Genomic DNA, 22,941 nt, shown 5'->3' on the forward strand with positions numbered 1-22,941 from the left:
ACTTATCCGAATGGCGCGCCTTACGCGCCGCCGTTCGGCCAGCCGGACACGGCCTTGACCTCCAGAAAGTCCTCCAGCCCGTACTTGCCGCCTTCGCGCCCGAGGCCCGACTGCTTGTACCCGCCGAAAGGGCTCCCCGGCGCCCGGCTTGCGCCGTTGACCTGAACCATGCCGGCCCGCAACTGCCGCGAAACCCGCCGCGCACGCTCGGCATCGCCGGTCTGCACATAGCTGGAAAGGCCGTAGGGTGTGTCGTTGGCGATGGCGATCGCCTCTTCCTCGGTCTCGAAGGGTATCATCGCCAGAACGGGCCCGAACACCTCCTCGCGCGCGATCGTCATGTCGTTGTTGACGTCGGCAAACACGGTCGGGCGAACGTAGTAGCCGCGGTTGAAGCCCTCCGGCCGTCCGGGACCACCCGCCACTAGCCGCGCGCCTTCCTTGATGGCGATCTCGATAAGCCCCTGAACCTTGTTGAACTGGGTTTCCGAAACGAGCGGGCCGATATGCCCGCCGTCCTCGGCCGGATTGCCGACCTTCACCGTCTTTGTGTGCCGTTCGGCGATCTCGACCGCACGGTCGTAGACAGGACGCTCGATCAGCATGCGGGTGGGGGCGTTGCACGACTGGCCGGTATTCTCGAAGCAGTGGTCGAGCCCGCGCACCACCGCATCCTCCACGTCTGCGTCCGCAAAGACGAGGTTGGGCGACTTGCCGCCCAGTTCCAGCGTCACCCGCTTGACCGTGTCGGCGGAAGCCTTTGTCACCGCGACGCCCGCACGCGTGGAGCCGGTAAACGACATCATGTCGATGTCCGGGTGGCGAGACATCGCCTCGCCGACGCCCGGGCCGTCTCCATTGACCATGTTGAACACGCCGGCGGGGAAGCCCGCCTCGTCCATCATCTCGGCAAAGACGATGGAGGACATCGGCGCGATTTCGGAGGGCTTCAGCACGACGGTGCAGCCGACGCCCACCGCAGGCACGACCTTCAGCGTCACCTGGTTCATCGGCCAGTTCCACGGCGTGATGAGGCCGCATACGCCGATGGGCTCGTGCAGGATGCGCTCCTGCGGGTTGCGCTCATCCAGCGCGTGCTCGAACTGGAAGGCCTTCAGCGCCCCTATGAAGTTCTTGATGTGGTAGCTTCCGGCCGCCGACTGCTCCTCGATCGCGAGCTTCATGGGCGCGCCCATCTCCTCGCTGATGGCCTTGGCCATGTCGTTGGCGCGGGCCTTGTAGACGTCGAGGAGGCGCTCGACGAGCGCGATGCGTTCCTCGAGGCTGGTCGCCGACCACGCGGGAAAGGCCCGGCGCGCGGCCGCGACGGCCTTATCGACATCCGCTTCCGACCCCAGCGAAATCACTGCGTAAGGCTGTTCGTCGGCCGGATTGATGACTTCGAGTTCCCGAGGCGTGGCGGGTGCCGTCCACTTGCCGTCGATGTAGAAATCCGTCCTGCGCAGCATGGTCTGTCTCCTCGATCTCATCTCGGTTGAGGCTTACTACCGCAGCCTTGGCCTCTCCAATACCACGCAGGCGACGCCGATTGTGGCAGCGGCCCGACCGGCCCCGCGTAAACCATATTCGTGCAGACCGGCCGGATCGTTAAAATGCCGCCAAAACTCTTTTCGGTCCTGAAACCAGCGCGGGGGCACACCGCGCACAAGGGGCGAAAAGGAGGCCACTGTGAAACCCAGTTTTTCGGCAGCGCGCTATCATCTGGAAGAAGCCCACCGTCTGCTGCCGGGCGACGACGAACTGAGCGTCAAGTCGCGGCAGGCACTGGAAATCCTGATAGACGCGTTCCTCGCGTCGGAATTCAGCGCCGGCGGTAGCGGCAACGTGATCGAGTTCCCGCAGCGCAAGCGGTCGGAGGCGGCCAGCGCTTGAAGCCTGCCGGGCAAGCGGAACGCGTCGATACCACGCGTGCCGCCTCCACGGCAGCCATGGTCAGCTTTCCGGTATCGTGCCGGCGGGCAATCCCAGTGCGGATGCCAGCCTTGTCAGTTTGGAAGTGTCGTTGTCCGTGCCGGCCTCGAGATCGACGATCTCGGCGCTTGAAAGGCCGGACGCGACCGACATCTGTTCTACGGAATACCCGGTAGCATCGCGCAGAGCGGTGACGATATTCGTCCCGCTGCCAAGCGCCGTTGTCACGGCGTCAACCAGTTCGATCATGAGATTGTCCCTTCCTGCCCTCACGGGCGGTGGTCTTCGGTATGAAGTATGTCAGAGAAGCCTACGCAAAGTAGGAATCTCCACTCGCAAAATCAAGTTTGAGCGGTCCAGCTAAACGGCATCGCGGGCGCCGTCGATCCAAAAGAAAAGCCCGCCGGGGGAGGAGGTCCGGCGGGCTCATTCAGTGGACGCTCAGGGAGGAGGAAGAGCGTCAACAACACTGACATATATTCTGCCTTTCCTTTTTGCAAGTGTTCGGCCTGCGCAAAGGGTGTGCAGATTGTCGCAGCCGGCTCTCAACCAGCCGAAACGAACTTGAGAATCATTTCGACCGCATTGTCCCGCAGCCGCCGCTGGTGATCTGTCGTGCCGATGTCTCGGCCGAAAATCTTGGAGAAGGTCGCGCGGTTCGAAACGTTGAAGAAACACAGCGCGCTCACCTGCCAGTGAAGTTCCAGGGGGTCCAGGCCGGGGCGAAACACGCCTTCCTCGACGCCGCGCCGGTAGATCGAGGCAATGTGGTCGATCGCGGTTACGTTCAGCCCGCTGATGACGTCCGACCGCTCGAGATATTCGCCGTGGTGGATGTTCTCGATCATCACCATGCGAATAAAATCTTCGTGCTCGTGGTGATGGTCGAACGTGAACTCGACGAGTCGCCGCAGGGCTTCCACGGGTGGCAGGCCGTCGGTGTCGAGATCGTCCTCGCCTTCGCGCACTGTCCTGTAGGCGTTTTCCAGCGCCCGCAGATAGAGCCCTTCCTTGTCCCCGAAATAGTAATAGATCATCCGCTTGGACGATTTTGTTCGCGCAGCGATCTCATCGATTCGCGCACCCGAAAGCCCGTTCAGCGCAAACTCCCTCGATGCCGTCTCCAGAATGTCCTGACGCGTCCCGTCCGGATCCTGCGGGCGTTTGGATGGCTCTCGATCCTTGCGGGCCGGTTTGACTTGCGACATCGAATCCTCACTCGCCGCAATGCAGCGTTGACAAACTAACCAGTTCGTACATTATGCCATTCACGGCTGGCTCCATTTATCGGGGTCGGCCCGACAAACACAAGCGTCGCCATAGCGGCGTTTCGGGAGGTAGGATGCCGGATAGGGTTGGCGAGGTCGCATCGGCGATCGAGCCCTTGCTCACGCGTCGGTTTGGGGAGATCGGCGGCCGCGCGGACGTGCTGGTCGGTCTTGTGGGCCGTGGCATTCAGTTGTCGCGCACCCCGGTGATGCATGAGCGCGAGGCCTCGCGTCTCGGCCTTTCCTGCGCTTACGTGCTGATCGACTTCGATGCCGCCGGGCTGGCGGATTCGGACCTGCCGGCCGTGTTGCAGGCCGCTGCCGACCTCGGCTTCCATGGTCTCAACGTCACTTACCCGTTCAAGCAGTCGGTGATGGCGCTGCTCGATGATGTCTCGCCCGAAGCCGATGCGATCGGCGCGGTCAACACCATCGTGTTCGGCCCCCGCAAGACCGGCCACAACACCGACTACTGGGGCTTCGCGGAAAGCTTCCGCACCCGGATGCCCGGTGTACCGCTCGGGCGCATCGCCGTCTTCGGCGCTGGCGGCGCGGGCTCGGCGGTGTGTGCGGCCTTCATCGGTCTCGGTGCTGGCGAAATCACCATCGTCGATCCGGACGGCGCGCGCGCCAGCGAACTGGCGCAGAGGCTGAGCGGGGCAGGCGGCGCGCGGGTACTCGTCGCGGAGGACAAGCAGCAGGCCGTCAAGTTGGCCGACGGTATCGTCAACACCACGCCCATCGGCATGGCCAAGCTGCCGGGAACGCCGTTTCCGGTGGAATGGCTGCGTCCCGAGCAATGGGTTGCCGACGTCATCTATTTCCCACGCGAAACCGAGCTTTTGCGCCATGCCAGCGAGATCGGGTGCCAGACGCTTCCCGGCATCGGCATGGCCATCGGGCAGGCGGTGCGCGCCTTCGAGCACTTCACCGGGCGGGCGGCCGACATGGCCGAGATGGCCAGGCATTTCGAGGCGGCGGCATGAACGTGCACTCTGCCTCGGCTTCGATTGACGCGGTCGTGCAGGGTGCCGACCAGCTGGGCGAGACGCCGCTTTGGTGCGAACGCACGCAAAGACTGTGGTGGATCGACATCGAGCAGCCGAAGCTCCAGAGCTTCGATCCGTCGACCGGCGCGCATGATGCCATGCCGCTGCCCGGCACTTTTGCCGGCACGCAGGCATTGACCGGGCAGGGTGATCGGCTGCTGGCGGAGGATCTGGCCCTTTACCGCCTCGATATAGGCAGCGGCGCGCGCAGGGATGTGGTCTCGGTCGAGCAGGGGCTGGACAATCGCCTCAACGACGGGCGCGTCGATGCGCGCGGCCGCTTCTGGGTCGGCACGATGGACAACCAGCTCCACCGGCCGAACGGCAGCCTCTACCGGATCGACCCGGACGGCGCGGTTTTGAAGATCGATGGCGACGTGATCGTGGCCAACGGCATTGCCTTCTCGCCCGATGGCCGCACCCTCTATTTCACCGATACGCGCCGCCACATCTGCTACGCCTACGATCTCGATCTTGATGACGGGGTGGTGACCAACCGGCGCGTCTTTGCCGATCACACCTCGAGCGGCGACCGTCCCGACGGTTCCTGCGTGGACGTCGACGGCTGTATCTGGATGGCCTTCTTTGCCGGCGGCCGCCTCGTCCGTCACAGGCCCGACGGCACGGTCGACCGTGTCCTACCGCTGCCGGTCACGAACCCCACCTGCCTGTGCTTCGGCGGTGCGGATCTGCGCACGCTCTACGTCACGAGCGCAACGAAATTCCTGTCGCCTGCCCAGCGCGCGGCCGAGCCGCTCGCCGGTTCGCTGCTTGCCATCGAAGGGCTGGGGCAGGGACTGCCTGAAAATCGATTTGGCCTTGGGAGGAACTGAATGGCACTGACACTCACACGACGCTTCATGATGGCGGGCGCGGCTGCGCTCGCGCTGACGATGGCCGCTGGTGCGGCGATGGCGGAACCGATCAAGCTGCGCTTTGCCGATTCCACCACGGCCGATGCGCCGCGCTCCGTGGCGCTGGTCGATATCTTCGCAAAGGAGCTGGGCGACGACTTCGTCTTCGAGCCCTATTTCGGCTCCACGCTCTACAAGCAGGGCACGGAGATTGTCGCGGTCCAGCGCGGCAACCTCGAGATGGCGCTCATGCCTCCATCGGATTTCGCCAATCAGGTTCCGGCATTCTCGATCCTGACCGCCGCCTATCTGGTGCGTGACGCGGCGCATCTGAAAGCCATCTTCGACAGCCCGGTGGGCGACGAGTTCAAGCAGATGGCGCGCGAACAGATGGGCGTCGTGGTGCTGGCGCCTGCCTACTACGGAACCCGCCACGTCAATCTCAAGGGCGACAAGAAGATCGAGAAGCCGGAGGACCTTGCCGGCGTCAAGCTGCGTATGCCCGGCGGCGAGTCCTGGCAGTTTCTGGGTGAATCGATAGGGGCAAACCCCGTCGCGATGGACTATGCCGAGGTCTATACCGGCCTTCAGACCGGCGCCATTGACGCCCAGGACAATCCGCTGCCCAATAACCAGCTGATGAAGTTCCACGAGGTGACCGACCAGATCGTGCTGACGGGACACAATGTCGGCTTCGGGCTTCTGATGGTGAACGGCGATCTCTTCGACAAGCTGACGCCTGAGCAGCAGCAGGCCATGCAGGCGGCCGCCGACAAGGCGTTCGCGTGGAGCAATGAAGAGTATCTCAAGCAGGAAGCCGAGCTGATCGAGTTCTTCAAGGCGGAGGGCCTGGAGGTCTACGAGCCGGATGTCGAGGCGTTCCGGGCCTATTCGAACGAGAAGTACCTGCAATCCCCACTGTCGGCCAACTGGCCGGAGGGGATGCTCGACAAGATCAACGCACTGTAAGTTCCAACAGGGAGGAAGACCATGAACGTGAATGCAACACGCCGCCAGTTTCTCATCGGTACCGCCGCGGCCGGTACGCTCGCCGCATTCCCGGCCTTTGCGCAGGACAAGCCGAAGCTCCGCTTCTCGGCGGTGTTTTCGGAGCAGGACATCCGCGCCGAGATGATGAAGCAGTTCGCGGCAGCCGTCGCCGACGACTTCACCTTCGAGGGCTACTACGGCGGCAACCTGTTCAAGCAGGGCACCGAGCTCGTCGCACTCCAGCGTGGCAATCTGGAGATGGGCAACATCGCCCCGCAGGACATTTCCAACCAGATCCCTGCCTGGTCGATCCTGACCTCCGGCTATCTGTTCCGCGACGCCGCTCACCTGACGGCCTTCTTCGCCAGCGACGCCGGCGCGGAAATGAAGGCGATGACCGAAGACCAGCTCGGTGTGAAGGTTCTTGGCCCGACCTATTTCGGTGTTCGCCAGGTCGGCCTGAAGGGCGACAAGGAAATCAGGACGCCGGCCGACATGGCAGGCATCAAGCTGCGCATGCCGGGCGGCGATGCGTGGCAGTTCCTCGGCGAGGCGCTTGGCGCCAACCCGACGCCGATGGCTTACGCCGAGGTCTACACCGGCCTCCAGACCGGCGCCATCGACGGTCAGGATAACCCTCTGCCGAACGTCGAGAACATGAAGTTCTACGAGGTGATGAACCAGATCGTTCTGACCTCGCATCTCGTCGGCTTCGACCTGCTGACGGTGTCCAAGACCGTATGGGACGAGATGGGCGAGGAGAAGCAGGCGGCGTTCCAGGCTGCCGCCGATGCTGCGATCGCCTATTCGACCGACGAGCACCTTGCCCGCGAGGCCGCTCTGGTCGAGCAGTTCAAGGGCGCCGGCCTGAAGATCTACGAGCCGGACCTCGATGCCTTCCGCAGCCACGTGCAGGAAAAGTATCTCGCCTCGGATCTGGCCCAGAGCTGGCCCGAGGGCATGGTTGACAAGATCAACGCGCTCTGACGACGTCTTCTCCGGGGCCGCGGCGCAGCTGCCGCGGCCCTGTTCCTTACAGGACGGTCCGGGAAACAAGCTGATGCTTGAACGTCTACGTCCACTTGCCGAGTGGCTTTATCGGCGCGGCGAAAATCTCATCGTCATCATGATCGGCGTCATGTTCGTCGCCTTCCTGCTTCAGGTGGTCTTCCGCTACCTGCTCAACTGGCCCACCGGCTGGAGCAACGAGCTGACGGTCGTGATGTGGATCTGGGTCGTCCTCTTCGGGGCAGCGTTCGTGGTGCGCGAGGAGGAGGAGATCAGGTTCGACCTCGTCTACGGCGCGGTCACGCCGCGCGTGCGGCGGGTCATGGTCTTCCTGGCGGCCGTGGCTCTCATAGGCTTGTACAGCTACTCGTTTCCCGCCGTATACGACTACGTCACCTTCATGAAGGTGCAGAAGACGGCCTATCTGAAGATCCGTTTCGACTGGCTGTTCTCGATCTACGTCGTCTTTGTCATCGCCATCGTCGCGCGCTACGTCTGGCTCGCATGGCATGCGGTCAAGGGGCCGGCGCCCGAAGACTTCGATCCCACCAAGGCGAGCTCGGGTGTGTAATGTTTGATCCCTTCACCATCTCGCTCATCGCCATCTGTGCGCTCGCCATTCTCGGCCTGCCGATCAGCCACGCGATGATCGCTTCTTCGATCCTCTATCTGTGGCTGGCCGGTCTCGACATGGGCACGGCGGCCGAACAGATCCTCAACGGCCTCTATTCGGGCTACCTCCTGCTGGCCGTGCCGATGTTCATCCTCGCTGCCGAGATCATGAACGCCGGCACCATGACGCAGCGGCTCCTGCATTTCTGCAATGCCGTCGTCGGGCGCTTCCGGGGCGGTCTTGCCCAGGTCAACGTGCTTCAGTCGCTCATCTTCGCGGGCATGTCGGGTTCGGCGATCGCCGATGCCGCCGGCACCGGCCGCATGATGCAGAAGCTGATGACGGCCGACAACAAGTATCCGGCCAGCTACGCCGCAGCCCTCACGGCGGCCACCGCCGTCATCGCGCCCATCATCCCGCCATCCATTCCCCTCGTCATCTATGCGCTGGTGTCGGACGCCTCCATCGGCTTCCTGTTCATCGCCGGCATCCTGCCCGGCGTGCTTCTTGCCGTGGGGCTGATGACGGTCGTGGCGGTGGATGCGCGGCGCAAGAACTTCCCGGTCGAGGAACCCGTGCCGCTGCGCCAGCTGCCCGGCCTCACGCTGCGCGCGCTCCCCGCGCTGATGCTCCCGGTCGTGCTTCTGGTCGGTATCCGAGGCGGCGTGATGACGCCCACGGAGGCCGCCGGCGTCGCGGCCGGCTACGCGCTGTTCATTTCGGTCTTCATCTACAGGAGCGTGACGCTCTCGCAGTTCTACACCGCTCTGCTCAACAGCGGCCGCACGACCGCCTCGATCGGCCTGCTGCTCGCCGGCGCGATGGTCTTCAACTACGTCGTCACGGTCGAGAACATCCCCAACACGCTGTCGGCGCTGCTGCTGTCGTGGGAGCTGACGCCGCTTCAGTTCATCATCATCGTCAACATACTGCTGTTGCTGCTGGGCTGCGTGCTGGAGGGAACCACGATCCTGCTGGTCATCGTGCCGGTGCTCATTCCCACGGCCAAGGCGCTTGGCATTGACATGGTGCATTTCGGTGTGATGGCGGTGCTCAACATCATGCTGGGGCTGATAACGCCGCCCTACGGCCTTCTGCTCTTCATCATGACCCGCATTGCAGAGGTTCCCTTGCGCGCCATCGTTCGCGACGTGATGCCGTTCCTGTTCGTCATGTTCGCCGTGCTGGCCGTCGTCGCACTTCTGCCCGACGTGGTGCTTTTCGTGCCGCGCATGTTCGGCTATGGGGGCTGAGGACCCATGAAACCGATCTTCATCCTCAACGGCCCGAACCTCAACCGCCTCGGCAAGCGCGAGCCGCACATCTACGGCACGACCACGCTGGCCGAGGTGGAGGCAATCTGCCGCGAGGCGGCGGGCGACCGTGCGCTGCGGTTCCACCAGACCAATGCCGAGCATCAACTGATAGACTGGGTGCACGAGGCGATCGACGATGGCGCGGGCATCCTCATCAACCCGGCTGGGCTGACCTTCCGGTCCATCCCGCTGCTCGACGCGCTCAAGATGTTCCCCGGTCCCATCGTCGAGTTCCACATCTCCAACATCCACCGCCGCGAGGAGCTCTATCATCACTCGCTGATGTCGCGGGCGGCCACCGCCGTGATTGCCGGCCTCGGGGCGCGCGGATATGCGCATGGCGTGAGGGCCCTGATCGATCTTATAGAGCAGCCATGACCTCTATGAAGACCTCGATTGCCACCGTATCGATCAGCGGCGACCTGCGCGAGAAGCTTGCGGCGATCGCTGCCGCCGGTTTCGACGGGGTAGAAATATTCGAGAACGACTTCCTCGCCTTCGACGGCACGCCCGCGGAAGTGGGGCGCATGGTGCGCGACCACGGGCTGGAGATCACGCTTTTCCAGCCGTTCCGCGACTTCGAGGGCATGCCTGAGCCGCACCGCGCCCGCGCGTTTGACCGCGCCGAGCGCAAGTTCGACCTGATGGCCGAGCTCGGCACCGATCTGATGCTGATCTGCTCCAATGTCTCGCCGGTCTCGCTGGGCGGCATCGACCGCGCGGCTGCCGATTTTCGTGAGCTTGGCGAGCGTGCGGCTAGCCGGGGCCTGCGTGTCGGCTACGAGGCGCTGGCATGGGGCAGGCACATCAGCGACCATCGCGACGCCTGGGAGGTGGTGCGCCGCGCCGACCATCCCAACATCGGGCTGATCCTCGATTCCTTCCACACGCTGGCTCGCAAAATCGATCCGGATACGATCCGCTCGATCCCGGGCGATCGCATCTTCATCGTCCAGCTTGCCGATGCGCCGCGCATCGACATGGATTTGCTCTACTGGAGCAGGCACCTCCGCAACATGCCAGGCGAGGGCGACCTGCCGGTGACGGATTTCATGCGCGCGGTGGCCGCCACCGGCTACGATGGCCCGCTGTCGCTGGAAATCTTCAACGACCAGTTCCGCGGCGGTTCCCCAAAGTCCATCTCGGTCGACGGCCGGCGATCGCTCATCCACCTGATGGACCAGGTCGCCCGCGCCGAACCCGACATAGCGATAGAGGTTCCGGCCATGCCGGACCGCATCGTGACCAGCGGCGTCGAGTTCGTGGAGTTTGCGGCCGACGAGGCCGAAGCCGAGGAGCTGGGCCAGCTTCTGTCGGCTATGGGCTTCTCGCTGGCCGCCACGCATCGCACCAAGGACGTCGTGCTCTACAGGCAGGGCGGTATCAACATCGTCGTCAACACGGAGAAGGAGGGGTTTGCCCATTCCTCCTACCTGATCCACGGCGCGTCGGCCTACGCGATCGGGCTCAGGGTCGAGGATGCAGCCGCTACCGTCGCGCGCGCCCGCGCGCTCGGCGCCGAGACGTTCGAGCAGCGCCACGGGCCTGGCGAACTGGCTATCCCCGCCATCCGCGGCGTCGGTGGCGGCGTGATCTATTTCATCGACGGCAAGAGCGAGCTTTCGCGTGTCTGGGAGATAGAGTTCGAGCCTACCGGCGCGGCCATGCAGGATGCGGGGCTCACGCGCGTGGACCATGTCGCCCAGACGATGAACTACGAAGAGATGCTTACATGGCTGCTCTTCTACACATCGATTTTCCGCACCCGTAAGTCGCCTATGGTCGACGTGGTCGATCCCGCCGGCCTCGTGCGCAGCCAGGTGATCGAGAGCGACGACGGCGCGCTGCGTCTGACCCTGAACGGGGCCGAGAACCGCAAGACGCTGGCCGGACACTTCATCGCCGAGAGCTTCGGCTCCTCCGTGCAGCATCTGGCATTCGCCTGCCATGACATCTTCGCGACGGCCGACAGGCTGACAGCCCTCGGCTTCCAGCCGCTCGAAATCAGCCGCAACTACTACGACGATCTCGAAGCGCGCTTTGGCCTCGATCCCGAGCTGACCGACCGGCTGCGCGAAGCCAACATCCTCTACGATCGCGATGGCGACGGTGAGTATTTCCAGATGTATGGCCGCAACTTCGGCGAAGGCTTCTTCTTCGAGATCGTCGAACGCAGGGCCGGCTACAGAGGCTACGGCGCCCCCAACGCGCAATTCCGCATCGCCGCCCAGAAGCGCACCATCAGGCCCAGCGGCATGCCGCGGGCCTGATTTCAAGTGTGCAGCCGGAAGGCCGCACAAGCAGCGAGAAAGCTGTCAGCGGGTCGGCACGAGTGGAATAACCATGGGGCCGCTTCCGTCGGGATGACCTTCAACCGTCGGCTCGGCCGCATCCGACCAATCCTCCACGCTGGAAGCTGATCCAGCGTCAAGAACTGCTGCCGCAGCATCGAGCTTCTCGTCATCCACGGTAGCCGTCACCACGGTGCTCCCGTCATCCATCTCGTCCACGCTCACATTTGCTTCTTCAATGTCGGCATCTGCCAGCGCATCGACCGCCGTCTGCGCCAGCTCCGCAGACGGGAATGTGGCAGTGATCTTCTTCATGGCAGTTCTCCCGGTTATCGATATCAACAGCAGCCGGCGACGCAGGTTCCCGTCGATACGAGAAAACGCGTTGCCATTGGCTCTGTCCGGCACGCTGGAAAGACTGCTTGAAGTTCACTACCGCGACGGCCGCAGATTTAGGCTGTCAGGCCCGCCTGCCGCTGAACGAGCTTAACCGCGATACCGAGACGGGGCAGGGGTGACGAACCCCTTGCAATGGAGCTGCCCGTGACGCAGTGATGATGGCCATGACCGGTTGCGGCGAGGCAACGACGCCCACGCACCGATATGTCCCGCCTGGCATATGGGAGCCCGAATACGGCACCCGACGCATCATCGAGCTCAAGACAAACCGAGACCCGGTTCGACGCATACCCCCAGGGCGAGGCTCGGCCATGGGAGGCTGCCAATGGCAAGCCGAGCCTCCAACCCCGCTGACCCCCTCGTCAGCAATCAGAGGCTCCCACTCCCGGTTGAGTCGCACAATCGGCTTTCGCGTCGATCAACAGCTTCCTGTCATAGGAAGCGGCAATGTTCGCGCGCAAATCTGCATCTCTGCGAGACGCGTATTTGAAGGATTGGGGAAAGGATAGCACCAAGTGCTTGAAATTTCTGGCACGCCCAACGGGAATCGAACCCGTGTTTCCGCCGTGAAAGAGATGTATGTACGTCCATAAGAGTCCACCAAAGTTCAGTATAACCAATTGAAACGAAAGCGCTTTTCAACCGGCTATCCATCGGCTAACATTGGCGTCCACACCCGTTGGTTGGACAAAAGTTGGACAAAAATGGCTAGGCGTTTTCGTGATTCCGGACTGGAAAGTAGAGCCGCTAGGACGAAGCTTGCAGTTCAGGCAAAGCCCTACTATCGAGCCATCGGCCCCGGCCTGAACATCGGCTACCGGAAAAACAAGAAGGGCGGCAAGTGGGTCGCCCGGTTCTACGTCGGCGACAAGGAATATCGTCTTGAAGCGGTAGCCGATGCAGACGACATGCTGGACGCGGATGGCGAAAACATTCTGGACTTCTGGCAGGCACAGGACCGAGCCCGGCAAATGCAGGCCGACCTATCAGGCGAAACAGTCAAAGTCGCGAAGCGCATCACCGTTAAAGAGGCCGTGGACGATTACATCGAATGGATGGAAGGTAATCGGAAGTCGGCACAGGATGCACGCTATCGAGCCGACGCCTTGATCCTTCCCGCGCTCGGCGACAAGCTGGTGGACAAGCTGACCGCGAAAGAAATCCGCTCGTGGCTGCGAAAGGTGGCAGAAACCCCGCCAAGGGTCCGGTCAAAGAAGGGGGCTCAACCGAAATTCCGTGAATTGGATGATAGCCCTGAAGCTATCAGGCGGCGCAAGGCCTCGGCAAACCGAACCCTAACGGTGCTGAAAGCAGCTTTGAACCGCGCGTGGCGGGACGGCAGCACGCCCAGCGATTCCCAGTGGCGACGTGTTGAACCCTATCAGTCGGTTGACGCTGCCCGCGCTCGGTATCTCACGGTCGCCGAAGCCCAACGCCTCGTAAATGCTAGCGACCACGCCTTCCGGCTATTGGTGCAGGGTGCACTTCAGACCGGCGCGCGCTACGGCGAGCTAGCCGCGTTGACAGTTGCAGACTTTAATCCCGACGTCGGCACCGTAACGATACGCGAGAGCAAGGCGGGTAAGGCTCGTCACGTTGTCCTGACTGACGAGGGAAGGGACTACTTTTTGAGTGCCACGGCCGGCAGGGCAGGGGACGAACTCATGTTCCCCAACCATGCTGGAGAACCATGGCAGAAGTCCCAGCAAGCTCGTCCGATGATCGAAGCTTGCGAGCGTGCGAAGATCAAACCGGCCATCGGCTTCCACGGGCTCCGTCATACATGGGCGTCGCTGGCGGTCATGAATGGCGTTCCATTGATGGTTGTCGCTCGAAACCTTGGACACGCCGATACGCGAATGGTGGAAAAGCACTACGGCCACCTTGCGCCCTCGTTCATCGCAGATGCCATCCGTGCCGGCGCGCCTCGTTTCGGCAATGCCGAACCATCCAACGTTGAAGCGCTGGATCGTTGGCGCGACGCGGCGGTCTCCTGACAACACGCCCTTGAGTAACGGTCATCCCGGTCGTAAGTCGCATTGCGGGACGGCACGAAATTTGCTTGGCGCTGTCAAAACATAATGTGCGGAAACTCAAGGGAGACAGCAAGTAAGGAGTAGACCAGTGGCATTTCTCAACAAAGAAACCGTGAAGCGTCGTAAGCAGTTTGGGCGTACCGAAATGTTTCCGCCCGAAGGGGTTAGGGTCGGCGACCGTCTCCGGGAAGTCGGCGACGTAACCAGCCTTGCATCGTCTATGTCCGTGGTCGGACTGGAGAACCCTATAGCCGTTCGCATGGTGAAAGAGGGGGACAGCGGCTATTTCCAGCTTGTCGCCGGGGCGCGTCGTCTTGCGGCCGCCAAGTCGCTGGGGTGGGACGCCATCGAATGTCATGTGTATGTAAACATGACCGACGACGAGGCCGAAGCGCTGGAGATTGTCGAGAACCTAGAGCGACAGGACCTCACGGCGGCCGAACGCAAGAAGTGGGTTAAGGCCCTTGCGGCGGCATATGGGCGGATGGACGCGGCAGTATCGGGACAAGATGACCCGAAACTAAGTAGCCGTGGACGCAAAGGGGAGGGTCGCCCCAAGGGGGTCGGGGCCAAGGTCGCCGAAGCCACGGGTATGTCAAAACGTCAAATCAACCGCATCCTTGCGGAAGACAAGAAGCCGGCCAAGGACGATACACCGCCGACGTTGCCGGGCCACACGTCCAGCAAGAGCCGACCACCTGCTAACGAAGTGGAGGCCGCCGGACTGGTGACGGAAGGCAACACGGAAGAGGGCCACGAGGAAGGGACGGAAGCCCCGAACGTGACCCGGTTCGGCGAGGCGAAGCGAAAGCTCGAAGAGGCGAAGAGGGGATCGCCGCTGATTGCGCGCGCCGATCACCGGGATGCGCTGTTCACGGCGATGATGGATGCTTGCGATAAGGGCGGCGTCCCTCTCTCCACCAAGGTCGGGAAGACGTGCGCCGAAGCTGCGTTGCGGTATTTCGAAACTGTAATGCGTACACCGGCCACAGAGCCCGATCTTGCCGACATGGAGTCGGTCGCTGACGGCAAGTCGACACAGACGGTGGGCTAGGCAAGCTATGACCGATCATGCTGCAAAAGCCCTATGTTTCGCTGTCCCCGTGCCGCCGTCGTGGAGCATACCTGAGAGAATGACGGGTGCGGTGCGGCGCGCTGTTGAGGCACTCTGCATGAACCCCAAGGCGACCCGTGACCATAGAGTCACGATCTTTAGGGCAATCAGTCGGTTGACCGTGCTAGGTGACCCGCTTGACGCCTACGTCCGCAGTGAAGAGCAAGGGCCGATAACGCTTGCCGTTGCCCTTGGAATCTCCAACTTCGTCGCTCGGCGCGACGAAGAGGCGACAGTGAAGCGACTAGACCGAAGCGGTTTCCAGACCTCCAAGATCGCTCCCCGCATCGGGCGGTCTGACAGGACGGTTAGGCGGCGCAAGCACCGCGATATCGCTTATAGCGGTTGGAACAGCGATGACGACCTGCGGGCGGCCGTAGTGTTCGCAACGAAGACCCGCGAGTACGCCTATGGGGGCGATTGGGACATCAAATCCCGAGTTCTGCTCTTCGACGCCGCGCGTTGGTTCGCGCTAAAGAAGCGCCCAATCTCCTTTGAGCTATGGTGGGCAATCGCCTGTGCGCTTGGCCTCGCGAGCGGCACCATGGATGGGACCGGAGGACAGCGCGGAAGATTCACGAATGATGCCGTCTTGGCATTGTGGTGCGTGCCGCAGCCTGCAAAGCTCGCAGCGGCGGCCTGCCTTGTTGTGCAGGATGAAATGTTGGGTGAACCGCGCCGGAGCAATCGCGAGCTTGCGAAGGAACTCGGCTTGCTGCCATCCGTCGTTGACCGTTTTGTCAAAACGGACACGTTCAAACAACATGTGGCGGCCCATAGACTGTACGCGTGTCAGAACGTTCGTCACGCTACCGATCCGAGTCGCCTCGTGAATATCGCCGGCAAGCTTGTACCTGCCTCGTCAGTCAGGAAGTCTGTCCGCTTTCCTACCCTTCCCGACTAGGGGGAGGGATTATCTCCGCATCGACATTGCGGAGATTTGAAGTGACCGAACACCAGACCCTCTTGCGTCTCGCTGACGTTCTTGCCCGCACCGGGCTGAAGCGTAGCACCCTCTACAACCTGATAGCACGCGGCGACTTCCCGCGTCCCATCCGGCCGCAAGGGCTACGCGTGGCGCTTTTCTCGTCGGTCGCAGTCTCCGAATGGATCGAGTCCCAACTGTCCAACGGAGAAACGAAATGACCATTGAATTGATTGCCTATCAGAAACCCGAACACGGGCCGCATACAATCGAAGGCCTGTTGGCCCGGAGTGACCCGCGCGTCGGGAAACGTTACAGCGTTATTGGAAAACGCGTCAAGGAACTGGACGCGGAAGCCGAAGGGGCGTGGCGCGCAAAAGAAGCGACCGCAGCCGATCTGACGATTGCCACGACGGCTCGCTATAGAACCGAAGAGCGCGCAAGCGAGTACCCCCTGCACGATTTCACCGCCGAAATGGCGAAAGCCGTTGAGGCCGAAAAGCTGGCCAAAGAGATTGACTCCAAGCAGAGTCAAAAGCTCACACGTGTCCAGTCGCGCGCGCACATCAACCGTGAGCAATTCGCGGCCGTGACGCGATATCTCGCGGGACGGAAAACAGGAAGCGGCCTCGCCTTCTTCGAGTCCGCCGCATACTCTGACGATCACGACGACCCGCTAGGCGCAAGCGCTGCACGCATGGCGACACTGGCAGACCGGCAGGAGAGGCGTGAGGACGCATTCAACTCGCACCAGCCCGAAGAAGTCGTGGTCCGCACGCTGTTGCGGCAGCTCGACCAGCGCGCGAACATAGGCGCTATCGAGATTTCCGGGCTCCACGGTGAGCGCCGAACGCCATCGTTCTCGTTACCGTCGGTAAGCATCAAGGCTCAACCCGCGCTCGACACCGGCAATGCCTTCCCGCGCGTACCGGATATGGAAGCGCTCGCCTGTCGCCATTGGCGCGATGAGCTTGCGGCTGAAATTCAGGAAAAGGTCGCGGCCGAGTACGCCGCGATTCCAACCGAACAGATTCTTGACGCCGACAAGCGCCGCAAGCTGCTTCGTTCACTCGACGCGGAAATCTTGGAGCTTCAACGCGAGATCGCCGATTTGACGTGGTCGCTGATCGATGCTGGGCACGACACAGACTTCCCGGCTGTCTTGCCCGCCCGCGCCATCTTGGGCGTCGAATAGCCAAAAACACCCGGCGCGGGCCGTCTTCCACCCGCGCTACCAGCGGGGCTGCGTTTTGTCGAAGGGCGCGGCCCCGCCCCCCCCTCAATCTGAAATTTAGGAGAAGTTGAATGACAATCTTTGTCAGAATCGGCGCAACCGATGAAACCGAAATCCCCTGCCATAGCCTAGAACAGTGGCACGCCATGCTTGACGCCAACCGGCGCGGCGACATTGCAGCCGTCGAACGACTTCTGGCTACCCCGCCGAAGATGATCGCGATGGCCTCAATGCTGTTGGTTCCAACGGCTGACGAGGCCGACGAACTTCCCGAGTTCGCCCGCGAGTTTTGGCGCAAATACCGTCAGCGCAACGGCGAACCCGAGCCTGTCCAGCGAGACGGCGTCCAGTTCGACGTCGCGCCCAACCGGGCAAACAAGCGGACGAATGATCTTCTTCAGCGCATCGCCGAAATGGGAGGCGGTCAGCCGTGACCGCCACACCAGTGCCCGTTCGTGGCGAGCGCCCAACCGAACCGCTGGACGTTGCCGACGCCGACGACGCTTTCCGCGACCTGCTGTCAACGACACGCGATCCCGTCGCGGCGGCTGTCCTCGTCGCCGGGCTCCTAATCGCCGAAGCGCTTCGCGAGCGCCCCTAGCGCGGCCGGCGGGTCGGAGCGGTTCTCTCCGGCGTTCCGGCCCGCCAACCTCTGTGGACGTTCATGGATGCCCGTGGATCGTCGCTAAATTGCTGTTTTTGCTGCATAATTTATGCGCAAGCGCATAGCCGAAGCGCTTCTCGTTTCATGTTGTCGGGGCTTTCGGCTGGTCCCGACACAGGGGGCACGGGTGGTTCTCCTATGGCCGCTCGTGCCCGCCCCATAGGAGTCTGCATGACCCAGCCGACCTTTGATCTTGATGGCGCGCGGCGTCACCTATCTGCCCTGACAGGTGAGCCGGACCCCGTCGTCGCTTTTCAGCTTTTCAGCGACGCCGACAAGACCAACACACGCCTTGCACGAGGGTTGCACGGCCGCCTAGACGACGTGCTGCCTCGTCTAACGGAAGCCCAGCGCCATGGATGCGGCGTCTTCGTGAGCGTCAACGAAACCGATGGCCGCGCCCGACGCAAAGAGAATATGCGCCATGCCCGCGCGCTCTTCCTCGATATGGACGGTGCGCCCTTGCCGGACACGTGGACCGTTGAGCCGCACCTAGTCGTGGCATCGTCCTGCCACGATGGCGTGAGCAAGTTTCAGTGCTGGTGGTTTGTTCAGCCCACTACCAAATGGGACGTATGGCAAAAGACAGAACGGGCGCTTGTCGAGCGCTACGGCGGCGATCCTAAATGTACGCTGACCACACAAGTTGGCAGGCTGGCGGGCTTCTACCACCTGAAGCGCCCGGCGCATCCGTGGCAGGTTCGTATTGTCCACGATGCTGGCGACGTGGCGCGGCACACGCTTGACGATCTGGTGGAAGCCTTCGGCTTCGACTTGTCCGCGATCACGCTGCCCCGCGCGCCTCACGTCAATGCTGGCGACCGGCCGCCGCCCAATGGCTGGGATGCTGACTTTGACGTCCTTGCCGCCCGCCGCCTTGTATCGGACCCCGATAACTGGACCGCCACGAGCGACGGGGCCGTTAGTATCTATCAGATGGCCTGCCGTCTGCGCGATCTTGGTATTTCGCAAGGACTCGCCGTCGAACTGATCCGCGAACACGTTCCGGTTTTCCCCGATGCATGGCCTGACGATCATGTGGAGCGCAAGACCGCGCACGCATACCGCTACGGCCAGAACGACGCGGGCGTGTCGAGCCTTGAGGCCGACCGGCTCCACTTCGCCAACGCATTTTCCGATGACGACCTATTGCGGCGCGTCGATGCGGAAGAGAAGGCAAGAGCCGCTGCGATGTTCGGGCGCAAGGTGTCCGACCATGCGTGACCTGCCCACCGATCTGGAAACCGAAACGGAGACGGAACCGCACAACCGCTTCACTCACCTTTTCGCCATCACTCCGAAGCGCCGGGAACGACTGTTCCGGCCCGACAACCTGACGCTCCTTGCGGAACTGAAGGTCACGCACCGGGCGATGTACGAACGCTTGATGCGCCACCTTACCGACAACGGCGTATCGAAGCTGCGTGAACTTGAAGCGGCCGTGGACAGGCGAGTTCGGGCAATCGAGAAGGCCGCGCGCAATCGTGGTGAGCCGGACAGCGGCAACGTCTCCCCGCTCGCCATGGCCCGGCGCTTTCGTGATGAGGTCCACCCCACGTTGCTCTGGTATGAAAGCGATTGGCTGCTCTACCGTGGCACCCACTATGATCTGGTTGAGCCCGATCTTGTGAAGCGCGACGTCTACGCCTTCATTGAAGATGCTGGCGGATCGCCCGACGCAAAGACAGTCAGCAATGTGCTGGACGCCCTGAAGGGCGTGGCGCTAGTCGAGCGCGGAACCTTTGCGCCCCCTTGCTGGCTGGACGCCGAAGAGGGCGACTTGCCCGCAGGGAAAATCCTGGCATGTGGCAACGGCCTATTGCACCTGCCCACCGGTGCGTTGTTGCCGTCGTCGTCGCGGTTCTTCACGCGCAACGGCTTGCCATATGACTATGACCCCGCAGCGCCGGAACCGGCTCACTGGCTGAAATTCCTTGCCGATCTATGGGGCCATGATCCCGAACAAATTAGGCTGTTGCAGGAACTATTCGGTTATCTGCTGATCCCCGATACCAGCCTGCAAAAGTTCTTCGTCCTGCTGGGGCCGCCGCGTAGCGGCAAGGGCACAATTCTGCGTGTGCTGGACCGCCTCCTAGGATCGACCAGCATATGCAGCCCGACGCTGGAGCATCTTGGGACGCGGTTCGGCCTTCAGGGCACACTAGGCAAGACGCTTGCCGTCATCGCCGATATGCGTCTTCCGACCGGGCGCAACGCCGACCGCCAGAACATCGTCGGCAACATTCTGCGCATCGTTGGCGAAGACCCGGTGGACGTAGAGCGCAAACACGTCGGCGGCGCGCTGACTGTTCGGCTCGCTATCCGCATCCTGATAGCCACGAACTTACCACCCGCCCTGCCGGACGTCAGCGGAGCGCTGACCGGCCGTCTCGTAGCGTTGAAAATGACAGAGTCTTTCCTTGGCCGTGAAGACCTGACACTGGACCGCCGGCTTCAAGCCGAACTCCCCGGAATCCTCAATTGGGCTATCGGGGGCTGGCGGCGCTTGCATGAGCAAGGCCATTTCACGGTCACGGCCGCCAGCCGCGACGTTGCCGACAACATGGCCGATCTGGCTTCGCCCCTAAACGCCTTCCTGCGCGATTGCTGTGAACTGGACCCCGAAGTATCGACGCCGAAAGGGGACGTATGGGCGGCATACCAATCATGGACGCTTCAGCAGGATTTGCCTCTTGGATATTCCAGCCCGAATTTCTTCCATCGCGATCTGGAGGTAGCGGCCCGGCACAAGATCAAGACCGTTCGGCCTCGTGGCGATGATGGCCGCTCTTATCATTGGGCCGGTATTCGGATGTTGCAGCCTGCCCCTCACCCCGAAAGGAGTTAGCGCCATGTCCAAGGAAAAGGCCCTCGTGGCACGTGGCGCTGGCAAATGGGGCTTGGACGATTTCCCCAAGACCGGTTGGGAATGCGTGGGCACCACGGACTTGGGCAGCGCGGTCGCCACGTGTGAAATGTGCGAGTATATGGCGATCCGTTATGTCCAGCACATGCAGCACCCCAGCGGTCTTGAACTGAAAGCGGGCTGCGAATGCGCCGGGCACATGACGGGCGATCTGGTGGCTGCACAAGGCCGTGATAAGGCCATGAGGAATGCCGCTTCCCGTCATCGAAACCGTCAAAGATCACTTGAGAAGGACAAACGGCGGCTGGAGCCGTTGCGGAACAATCCTTCTGCGATCCGGCAGATTCAAAGCATCCACCGCCGGGCCATGATCCGGGCAAGTGAGGCGACCGCCGAATACGAGAAGCATCCCAGCACGCCGCATTTCGACATGGAACTTGAGGCAGGCATGTTTGCCTTAGAGGCCGAAGCGGCCGTGGAAGCTGTCAAACAACAGCAGCCACCATACCGACTTCGCAAGGAACTATTGGCCTCCCATTGGACGCCGACTCCAAAAGGCCAGCGGCTCGAAACCTCACAAGGCGATATGGTGCAAGCATTCCAACGTGCGGACGGCTCATTCAGCTTTGGCTATCAGTTGCGCAGACGGAAGATGGTGTGGTCGGCTAAAGAGTTCCCGACACTTGAGCAAGCCATGAGCAAAGGTCGGATGTATCTGATCCTAGACTTGAGAAGGGCGGGCAGACTGCCAGAGTTGCCGAAGCTGTAGCCACGGACATGCTGTCATGGTGGCCATGGGCGATCTGGTCCGGGTGGTCTAGGCGGTCACACCCTTTTCCCGCCCTTTAGGAATTTCTCGCACACACATATCCTCTATCCATATTTTATCGCGCACGGAAAATTTCACACATAATAGATGTGTGTGAGAAAAGCCGAATAGGCGGACAAGGGTGTGACCGCCTAGACCACCTAGACCATGGCCGGCCACAACAGCGACCTTCATGGGCGACTACGATGCGGCCGGACTGTTGCTTCAGGTTTTTCCGACTGCCAAGATCATGCGAATATGCGCACTGTCCGTTAGGAGATGCCCCAGCATGTCAGCGAAAACCGCGATGTTGCTGTATCTGGCCCTTGCCACTCCGGCCTTGGCTGAAGAACCAACGGTGGCACTATGGGGCTGGGGAGGCGAAAGCTGTGGTCGCTGGCTTGAAATCCGACAAGGTCGCGCGACAATGCCGCGCGCTAACGAAGCCATGACCCAATGGGTTCTCGGCTACCTGACCGCCTACAATACCTTTGTTAGTCGTACAGGTGACGTTTTCGCAAGGACCGATGCAGCGGCTATAAACGTGCTCGTTGATCGTGAATGTTCATCGGAGCCACAACAGCTTATCGCACCAGCGGTTGCCACTGTTATCCGCCTGCAAGAACATCGCGAGGATGGCGGCTCCGACGAATGACTTTGAGGCCGGCCAGAATTTTTCCGGCTGGCGGGTCCTCCCTGCGATTCAAATGCCATGCGGGGGTGCGAAGCGCGATCTGTGCCCAGCTATAGGATTTTCGTCCTATAGACTACCCGATTTGCCCGGCAACAGGACAGGAATGTTGTCCTATATGGCTTTCGGCCTACCGTCGCTTTGGTGTTGGGGTTGAAAGCCGAGTCGCGTGCGGGACGCCGGGCCGGCTGAAAGGCTTGCGGCTTATGGCATTGCCGAATTTGACCGGGTAGTTCGCCTTTTCGACCCGCATAGCCGTTGCCGTTCATTCGACAACGGAAGGGTGGGTTTTTTGGCCGTTGCGGTGCCGGGAGCGCGATGAGCCTGCAAAGCGCACCAATACAGGCGGAACGCAATAGTTAATTGCATGCTCTATCGGACGAACGTATGATGCCACGTCGCCCGAAGTTCAACGGCACACGGGCGCTTGGGAGAGTAAATCGCGCTTTCGCCCCATGTGGAGAAAGCTTATGTCTCATTTCGGCTTGTCGTACTACGGCATCGCTAGTCCGAAGCAGTTGACCGTTATGAGGACGGCGCTGGACGCCTATTGCAAGCGCAACGGCATTGAGTCCAACGACCTAGAACGTGAAGATATTGGCCGGTTGATAGTCACACTCTTCAGCAACGGTGCGACTACGGCCCGCCAACTGGACATCGCGCTTGAGATGGTCGCGGCATGCACTTCCGCGTCCAAAACTCGCACCATGGGCAAAATGTCCGCCTCCCCAGCGGAAGCCTCCTGCCCATCGGCCAACCCCTCTTACAGGAGTCATCGTCGGTGGAGGCCTGTGCTCAAAGGGCTTGCCCATCTTCGGGCGTGGCGTTCGCGCCGACGTCGTGGTCGGGATGAGGAAGGTTCCAAGGAACGCTAGAGGATCGA

The 22,941-nt window shown here is 61.9% G+C and carries 24 protein-coding genes; 20 read left to right on the forward strand and 4 right to left on the reverse strand.

From position 1 onward, the window contains the following. Nucleotides 1-20: 20 nt before the first annotated feature. Nucleotides 21-1,469 (reverse strand): aldehyde dehydrogenase family protein, encoded by a 1,449-nt coding sequence (locus tag FY036_RS15715; protein WP_148915700.1) that lies wholly within the window; start codon nt 1,467-1,469, stop codon nt 21-23. Between the two features lie 220 nt (nt 1,470-1,689). Here FY036_RS15715 and FY036_RS15720 point away from each other — a divergent pair, with 220 nt between their 5' ends. After that, nucleotides 1,690-1,893, forward strand: coding sequence for a hypothetical protein (locus tag FY036_RS15720; RefSeq protein ID WP_148915701.1), 204 nt, complete (start codon nt 1,690-1,692; stop codon nt 1,891-1,893). Between the two features lie 60 nt (nt 1,894-1,953). Here the strand turns inward: FY036_RS15720 and FY036_RS15725 are convergent, their stop codons facing one another. Both FY036_RS15725 and FY036_RS15730 read right to left on the reverse strand, forming a co-directional pair. Further along, nucleotides 1,954-2,181 (reverse strand): helix-turn-helix domain-containing protein, encoded by a 228-nt coding sequence (locus FY036_RS15725; RefSeq protein WP_148915702.1) that lies wholly within the window; start codon nt 2,179-2,181, stop codon nt 1,954-1,956. Nucleotides 2,182-2,477: 296 nt separating this feature from the next. Continuing rightward, nucleotides 2,478-3,140, reverse strand: a complete 663-nt coding sequence (locus FY036_RS15730) for a TetR/AcrR family transcriptional regulator (protein ID WP_148915703.1) — start codon at nt 3,138-3,140, stop codon at nt 2,478-2,480. Between the two features lie 134 nt (nt 3,141-3,274). Here FY036_RS15730 and FY036_RS15735 point away from each other — a divergent pair, with 134 nt between their 5' ends. The 8 genes from FY036_RS15735 to FY036_RS15770 all read left to right on the forward strand — a co-directional run bounded on the left by FY036_RS15735 (nt 3,275) and on the right by FY036_RS15770 (nt 11,300). Further along, nucleotides 3,275-4,186 (forward strand): shikimate dehydrogenase, encoded by a 912-nt coding sequence (locus tag FY036_RS15735; RefSeq protein WP_148915704.1) that lies wholly within the window; start codon nt 3,275-3,277, stop codon nt 4,184-4,186. Further along, the gene (locus FY036_RS15740) at nt 4,183-5,082 is read left to right on the forward strand and encodes an SMP-30/gluconolactonase/LRE family protein (RefSeq protein ID WP_148915705.1); all 900 of its coding nucleotides are present in this window, start codon (nt 4,183-4,185) and stop codon (nt 5,080-5,082) included. Before FY036_RS15735 ends, FY036_RS15740 begins: the two co-directional genes overlap by 4 nt. Next, nucleotides 5,083-6,072, forward strand: coding sequence for a TRAP transporter substrate-binding protein DctP (gene dctP / locus FY036_RS15745; protein ID WP_148915706.1), 990 nt, complete (start codon nt 5,083-5,085; stop codon nt 6,070-6,072). It abuts the gene before it with no gap. A 21-nt stretch (nt 6,073-6,093) separates the two neighbouring features. After that, nucleotides 6,094-7,080 carry a TRAP transporter substrate-binding protein DctP gene (dctP, locus tag FY036_RS15750; RefSeq protein WP_148915707.1) on the forward strand — a complete coding sequence of 329 codons (987 nt, stop codon included), beginning with the start codon at nt 6,094-6,096 and terminating at the stop codon, nt 7,078-7,080. A gap of 73 nt (nt 7,081-7,153) precedes the next feature. Further along, nucleotides 7,154-7,672: a TRAP transporter small permease gene (locus FY036_RS15755; protein WP_148915708.1), complete on the forward strand. Its 519-nt coding sequence runs from the start codon at nt 7,154-7,156 to the stop codon at nt 7,670-7,672. After that, complete coding sequence (locus FY036_RS15760; protein ID WP_148915709.1) at nt 7,672-8,967, forward strand: TRAP transporter large permease; 1,296 nt, start codon at nt 7,672-7,674, stop codon at nt 8,965-8,967. The genes FY036_RS15755 and FY036_RS15760 overlap by 1 nt, the downstream gene beginning before the upstream one ends. Nucleotides 8,968-8,973: 6 nt before the next feature. Further along, nucleotides 8,974-9,408 (forward strand): type II 3-dehydroquinate dehydratase, encoded by a 435-nt coding sequence (locus tag FY036_RS15765; protein WP_148915710.1) that lies wholly within the window; start codon nt 8,974-8,976, stop codon nt 9,406-9,408. A 5-nt stretch (nt 9,409-9,413) separates the two neighbouring features. Next, nucleotides 9,414-11,300 (forward strand): bifunctional sugar phosphate isomerase/epimerase/4-hydroxyphenylpyruvate dioxygenase family protein, encoded by a 1,887-nt coding sequence (locus FY036_RS15770; RefSeq protein WP_148915948.1) that lies wholly within the window; start codon nt 9,414-9,416, stop codon nt 11,298-11,300. Nucleotides 11,301-11,345: 45 nt separating this feature from the next. On the opposite strand, the gene FY036_RS15775 is transcribed toward FY036_RS15770, so the two are convergent. Continuing rightward, a complete protein-coding gene (locus FY036_RS15775; protein WP_148915711.1) occupies nt 11,346-11,636 on the reverse strand; it encodes a hypothetical protein in 291 nt (96 codons plus the stop codon). A gap of 704 nt (nt 11,637-12,340) precedes the next feature. On the opposite strand from FY036_RS15775, the gene FY036_RS15780 reads away from it, so the two are divergent. The 11 genes from FY036_RS15780 (at nt 12,341) to FY036_RS15825 (ending at nt 22,022) form a co-directional block, all read left to right on the forward strand. Beyond that, on the forward strand, nt 12,341-13,717 hold the full coding sequence (locus FY036_RS15780; protein ID WP_235897690.1) for a tyrosine-type recombinase/integrase: 1,377 nt from the start codon (nt 12,341-12,343) through the stop codon (nt 13,715-13,717). Between the two features lie 127 nt (nt 13,718-13,844). Continuing rightward, on the forward strand, nt 13,845-14,810 hold the full coding sequence (locus tag FY036_RS15785; protein ID WP_148915712.1) for a ParB/RepB/Spo0J family partition protein: 966 nt from the start codon (nt 13,845-13,847) through the stop codon (nt 14,808-14,810). A 118-nt stretch (nt 14,811-14,928) separates the two neighbouring features. Continuing rightward, on the forward strand, nt 14,929-15,774 hold the full coding sequence (locus FY036_RS23795) for a hypothetical protein (RefSeq protein ID WP_161601145.1): 846 nt from the start codon (nt 14,929-14,931) through the stop codon (nt 15,772-15,774). 41 nt (nt 15,775-15,815) lie between these two features. Then, nucleotides 15,816-16,016 carry a helix-turn-helix transcriptional regulator gene (locus tag FY036_RS23800; RefSeq protein ID WP_161601146.1) on the forward strand — a complete coding sequence of 67 codons (201 nt, stop codon included), beginning with the start codon at nt 15,816-15,818 and terminating at the stop codon, nt 16,014-16,016. Beyond that, entirely contained in the window at nt 16,013-16,990 is a 978-nt protein-coding gene (locus tag FY036_RS15800) for a hypothetical protein (protein ID WP_148915715.1), read from the forward strand. Before FY036_RS23800 ends, FY036_RS15800 begins: the two co-directional genes overlap by 4 nt. Nucleotides 16,991-17,100: 110 nt before the next feature. Continuing rightward, nucleotides 17,101-17,463 carry a hypothetical protein gene (locus FY036_RS15805; RefSeq protein WP_148915716.1) on the forward strand — a complete coding sequence of 121 codons (363 nt, stop codon included), beginning with the start codon at nt 17,101-17,103 and terminating at the stop codon, nt 17,461-17,463. After that, nucleotides 17,460-17,630, forward strand: coding sequence for a hypothetical protein (locus FY036_RS23805; RefSeq protein WP_161601147.1), 171 nt, complete (start codon nt 17,460-17,462; stop codon nt 17,628-17,630). The genes FY036_RS15805 and FY036_RS23805 overlap by 4 nt, the downstream gene beginning before the upstream one ends. A gap of 234 nt (nt 17,631-17,864) precedes the next feature. After that, nucleotides 17,865-18,917 (forward strand): DNA-primase RepB domain-containing protein, encoded by a 1,053-nt coding sequence (locus FY036_RS15810; RefSeq protein WP_161601148.1) that lies wholly within the window; start codon nt 17,865-17,867, stop codon nt 18,915-18,917. Then, nucleotides 18,910-20,541 carry a DNA primase family protein gene (locus FY036_RS15815; protein ID WP_161601149.1) on the forward strand — a complete coding sequence of 544 codons (1,632 nt, stop codon included), beginning with the start codon at nt 18,910-18,912 and terminating at the stop codon, nt 20,539-20,541. Before FY036_RS15810 ends, FY036_RS15815 begins: the two co-directional genes overlap by 8 nt. Nucleotides 20,542-20,545: 4 nt before the next feature. After that, nucleotides 20,546-21,328, forward strand: a complete 783-nt coding sequence (locus FY036_RS15820) for a hypothetical protein (RefSeq protein ID WP_148915719.1) — start codon at nt 20,546-20,548, stop codon at nt 21,326-21,328. A 328-nt stretch (nt 21,329-21,656) separates the two neighbouring features. Beyond that, nucleotides 21,657-22,022 carry a hypothetical protein gene (locus FY036_RS15825; protein WP_148915720.1) on the forward strand — a complete coding sequence of 122 codons (366 nt, stop codon included), beginning with the start codon at nt 21,657-21,659 and terminating at the stop codon, nt 22,020-22,022. Nucleotides 22,023-22,941: the final 919 nt, after the last annotated feature.

The sequence above is a fragment of the Neoaquamicrobium microcysteis genome, from assembly GCF_008180155.1.
Taxonomy (GTDB): Bacteria; Pseudomonadota; Alphaproteobacteria; order Rhizobiales; family Rhizobiaceae; genus Aerobium; species Aerobium microcysteis.

What these genes read in the sequence shown, in the direction of transcription:
- FY036_RS15825 (WP_148915720.1), top strand. Translation starts at nt 21,657, where the DNA reads ATGTCAGCGAAAACCGCGATGTTGCTGTATCTGGCCCTTGCCACTCCG.
- FY036_RS15740 (WP_148915705.1), top strand. Translation starts at nt 4,183, where the DNA reads ATGAACGTGCACTCTGCCTCGGCTTCGATTGACGCGGTCGTGCAGGGT.
- FY036_RS15775 (WP_148915711.1), bottom strand. Translation starts at nt 11,636, where the DNA reads ATGAAGAAGATCACTGCCACATTCCCGTCTGCGGAGCTGGCGCAGACG.
- FY036_RS15805 (WP_148915716.1), top strand. Translation starts at nt 17,101, where the DNA reads ATGACAATCTTTGTCAGAATCGGCGCAACCGATGAAACCGAAATCCCC.
- FY036_RS15735 (WP_148915704.1), top strand. Translation starts at nt 3,275, where the DNA reads ATGCCGGATAGGGTTGGCGAGGTCGCATCGGCGATCGAGCCCTTGCTC.
- FY036_RS15730 (WP_148915703.1), bottom strand. Translation starts at nt 3,140, where the DNA reads ATGTCGCAAGTCAAACCGGCCCGCAAGGATCGAGAGCCATCCAAACGC.
- FY036_RS23795 (WP_161601145.1), top strand. Translation starts at nt 14,929, where the DNA reads ATGAACCCCAAGGCGACCCGTGACCATAGAGTCACGATCTTTAGGGCA.
- FY036_RS15725 (WP_148915702.1), bottom strand. Translation starts at nt 2,181, where the DNA reads ATGATCGAACTGGTTGACGCCGTGACAACGGCGCTTGGCAGCGGGACG.
- dctP (WP_148915707.1), top strand. Translation starts at nt 6,094, where the DNA reads ATGAACGTGAATGCAACACGCCGCCAGTTTCTCATCGGTACCGCCGCG.
- FY036_RS15820 (WP_148915719.1), top strand. Translation starts at nt 20,546, where the DNA reads ATGTCCAAGGAAAAGGCCCTCGTGGCACGTGGCGCTGGCAAATGGGGC.
- FY036_RS15770 (WP_148915948.1), top strand. Translation starts at nt 9,414, where the DNA reads ATGAAGACCTCGATTGCCACCGTATCGATCAGCGGCGACCTGCGCGAG.
- FY036_RS15755 (WP_148915708.1), top strand. Translation starts at nt 7,154, where the DNA reads ATGCTTGAACGTCTACGTCCACTTGCCGAGTGGCTTTATCGGCGCGGC.
- FY036_RS15765 (WP_148915710.1), top strand. Translation starts at nt 8,974, where the DNA reads ATGAAACCGATCTTCATCCTCAACGGCCCGAACCTCAACCGCCTCGGC.
- FY036_RS15800 (WP_148915715.1), top strand. Translation starts at nt 16,013, where the DNA reads ATGACCATTGAATTGATTGCCTATCAGAAACCCGAACACGGGCCGCAT.
- dctP (WP_148915706.1), top strand. Translation starts at nt 5,083, where the DNA reads ATGGCACTGACACTCACACGACGCTTCATGATGGCGGGCGCGGCTGCG.
- FY036_RS15815 (WP_161601149.1), top strand. Translation starts at nt 18,910, where the DNA reads ATGCGTGACCTGCCCACCGATCTGGAAACCGAAACGGAGACGGAACCG.
- FY036_RS15715 (WP_148915700.1), bottom strand. Translation starts at nt 1,469, where the DNA reads ATGCTGCGCAGGACGGATTTCTACATCGACGGCAAGTGGACGGCACCC.
- FY036_RS15760 (WP_148915709.1), top strand. Translation starts at nt 7,672, where the DNA reads ATGTTTGATCCCTTCACCATCTCGCTCATCGCCATCTGTGCGCTCGCC.
- FY036_RS15810 (WP_161601148.1), top strand. Translation starts at nt 17,865, where the DNA reads ATGACCCAGCCGACCTTTGATCTTGATGGCGCGCGGCGTCACCTATCT.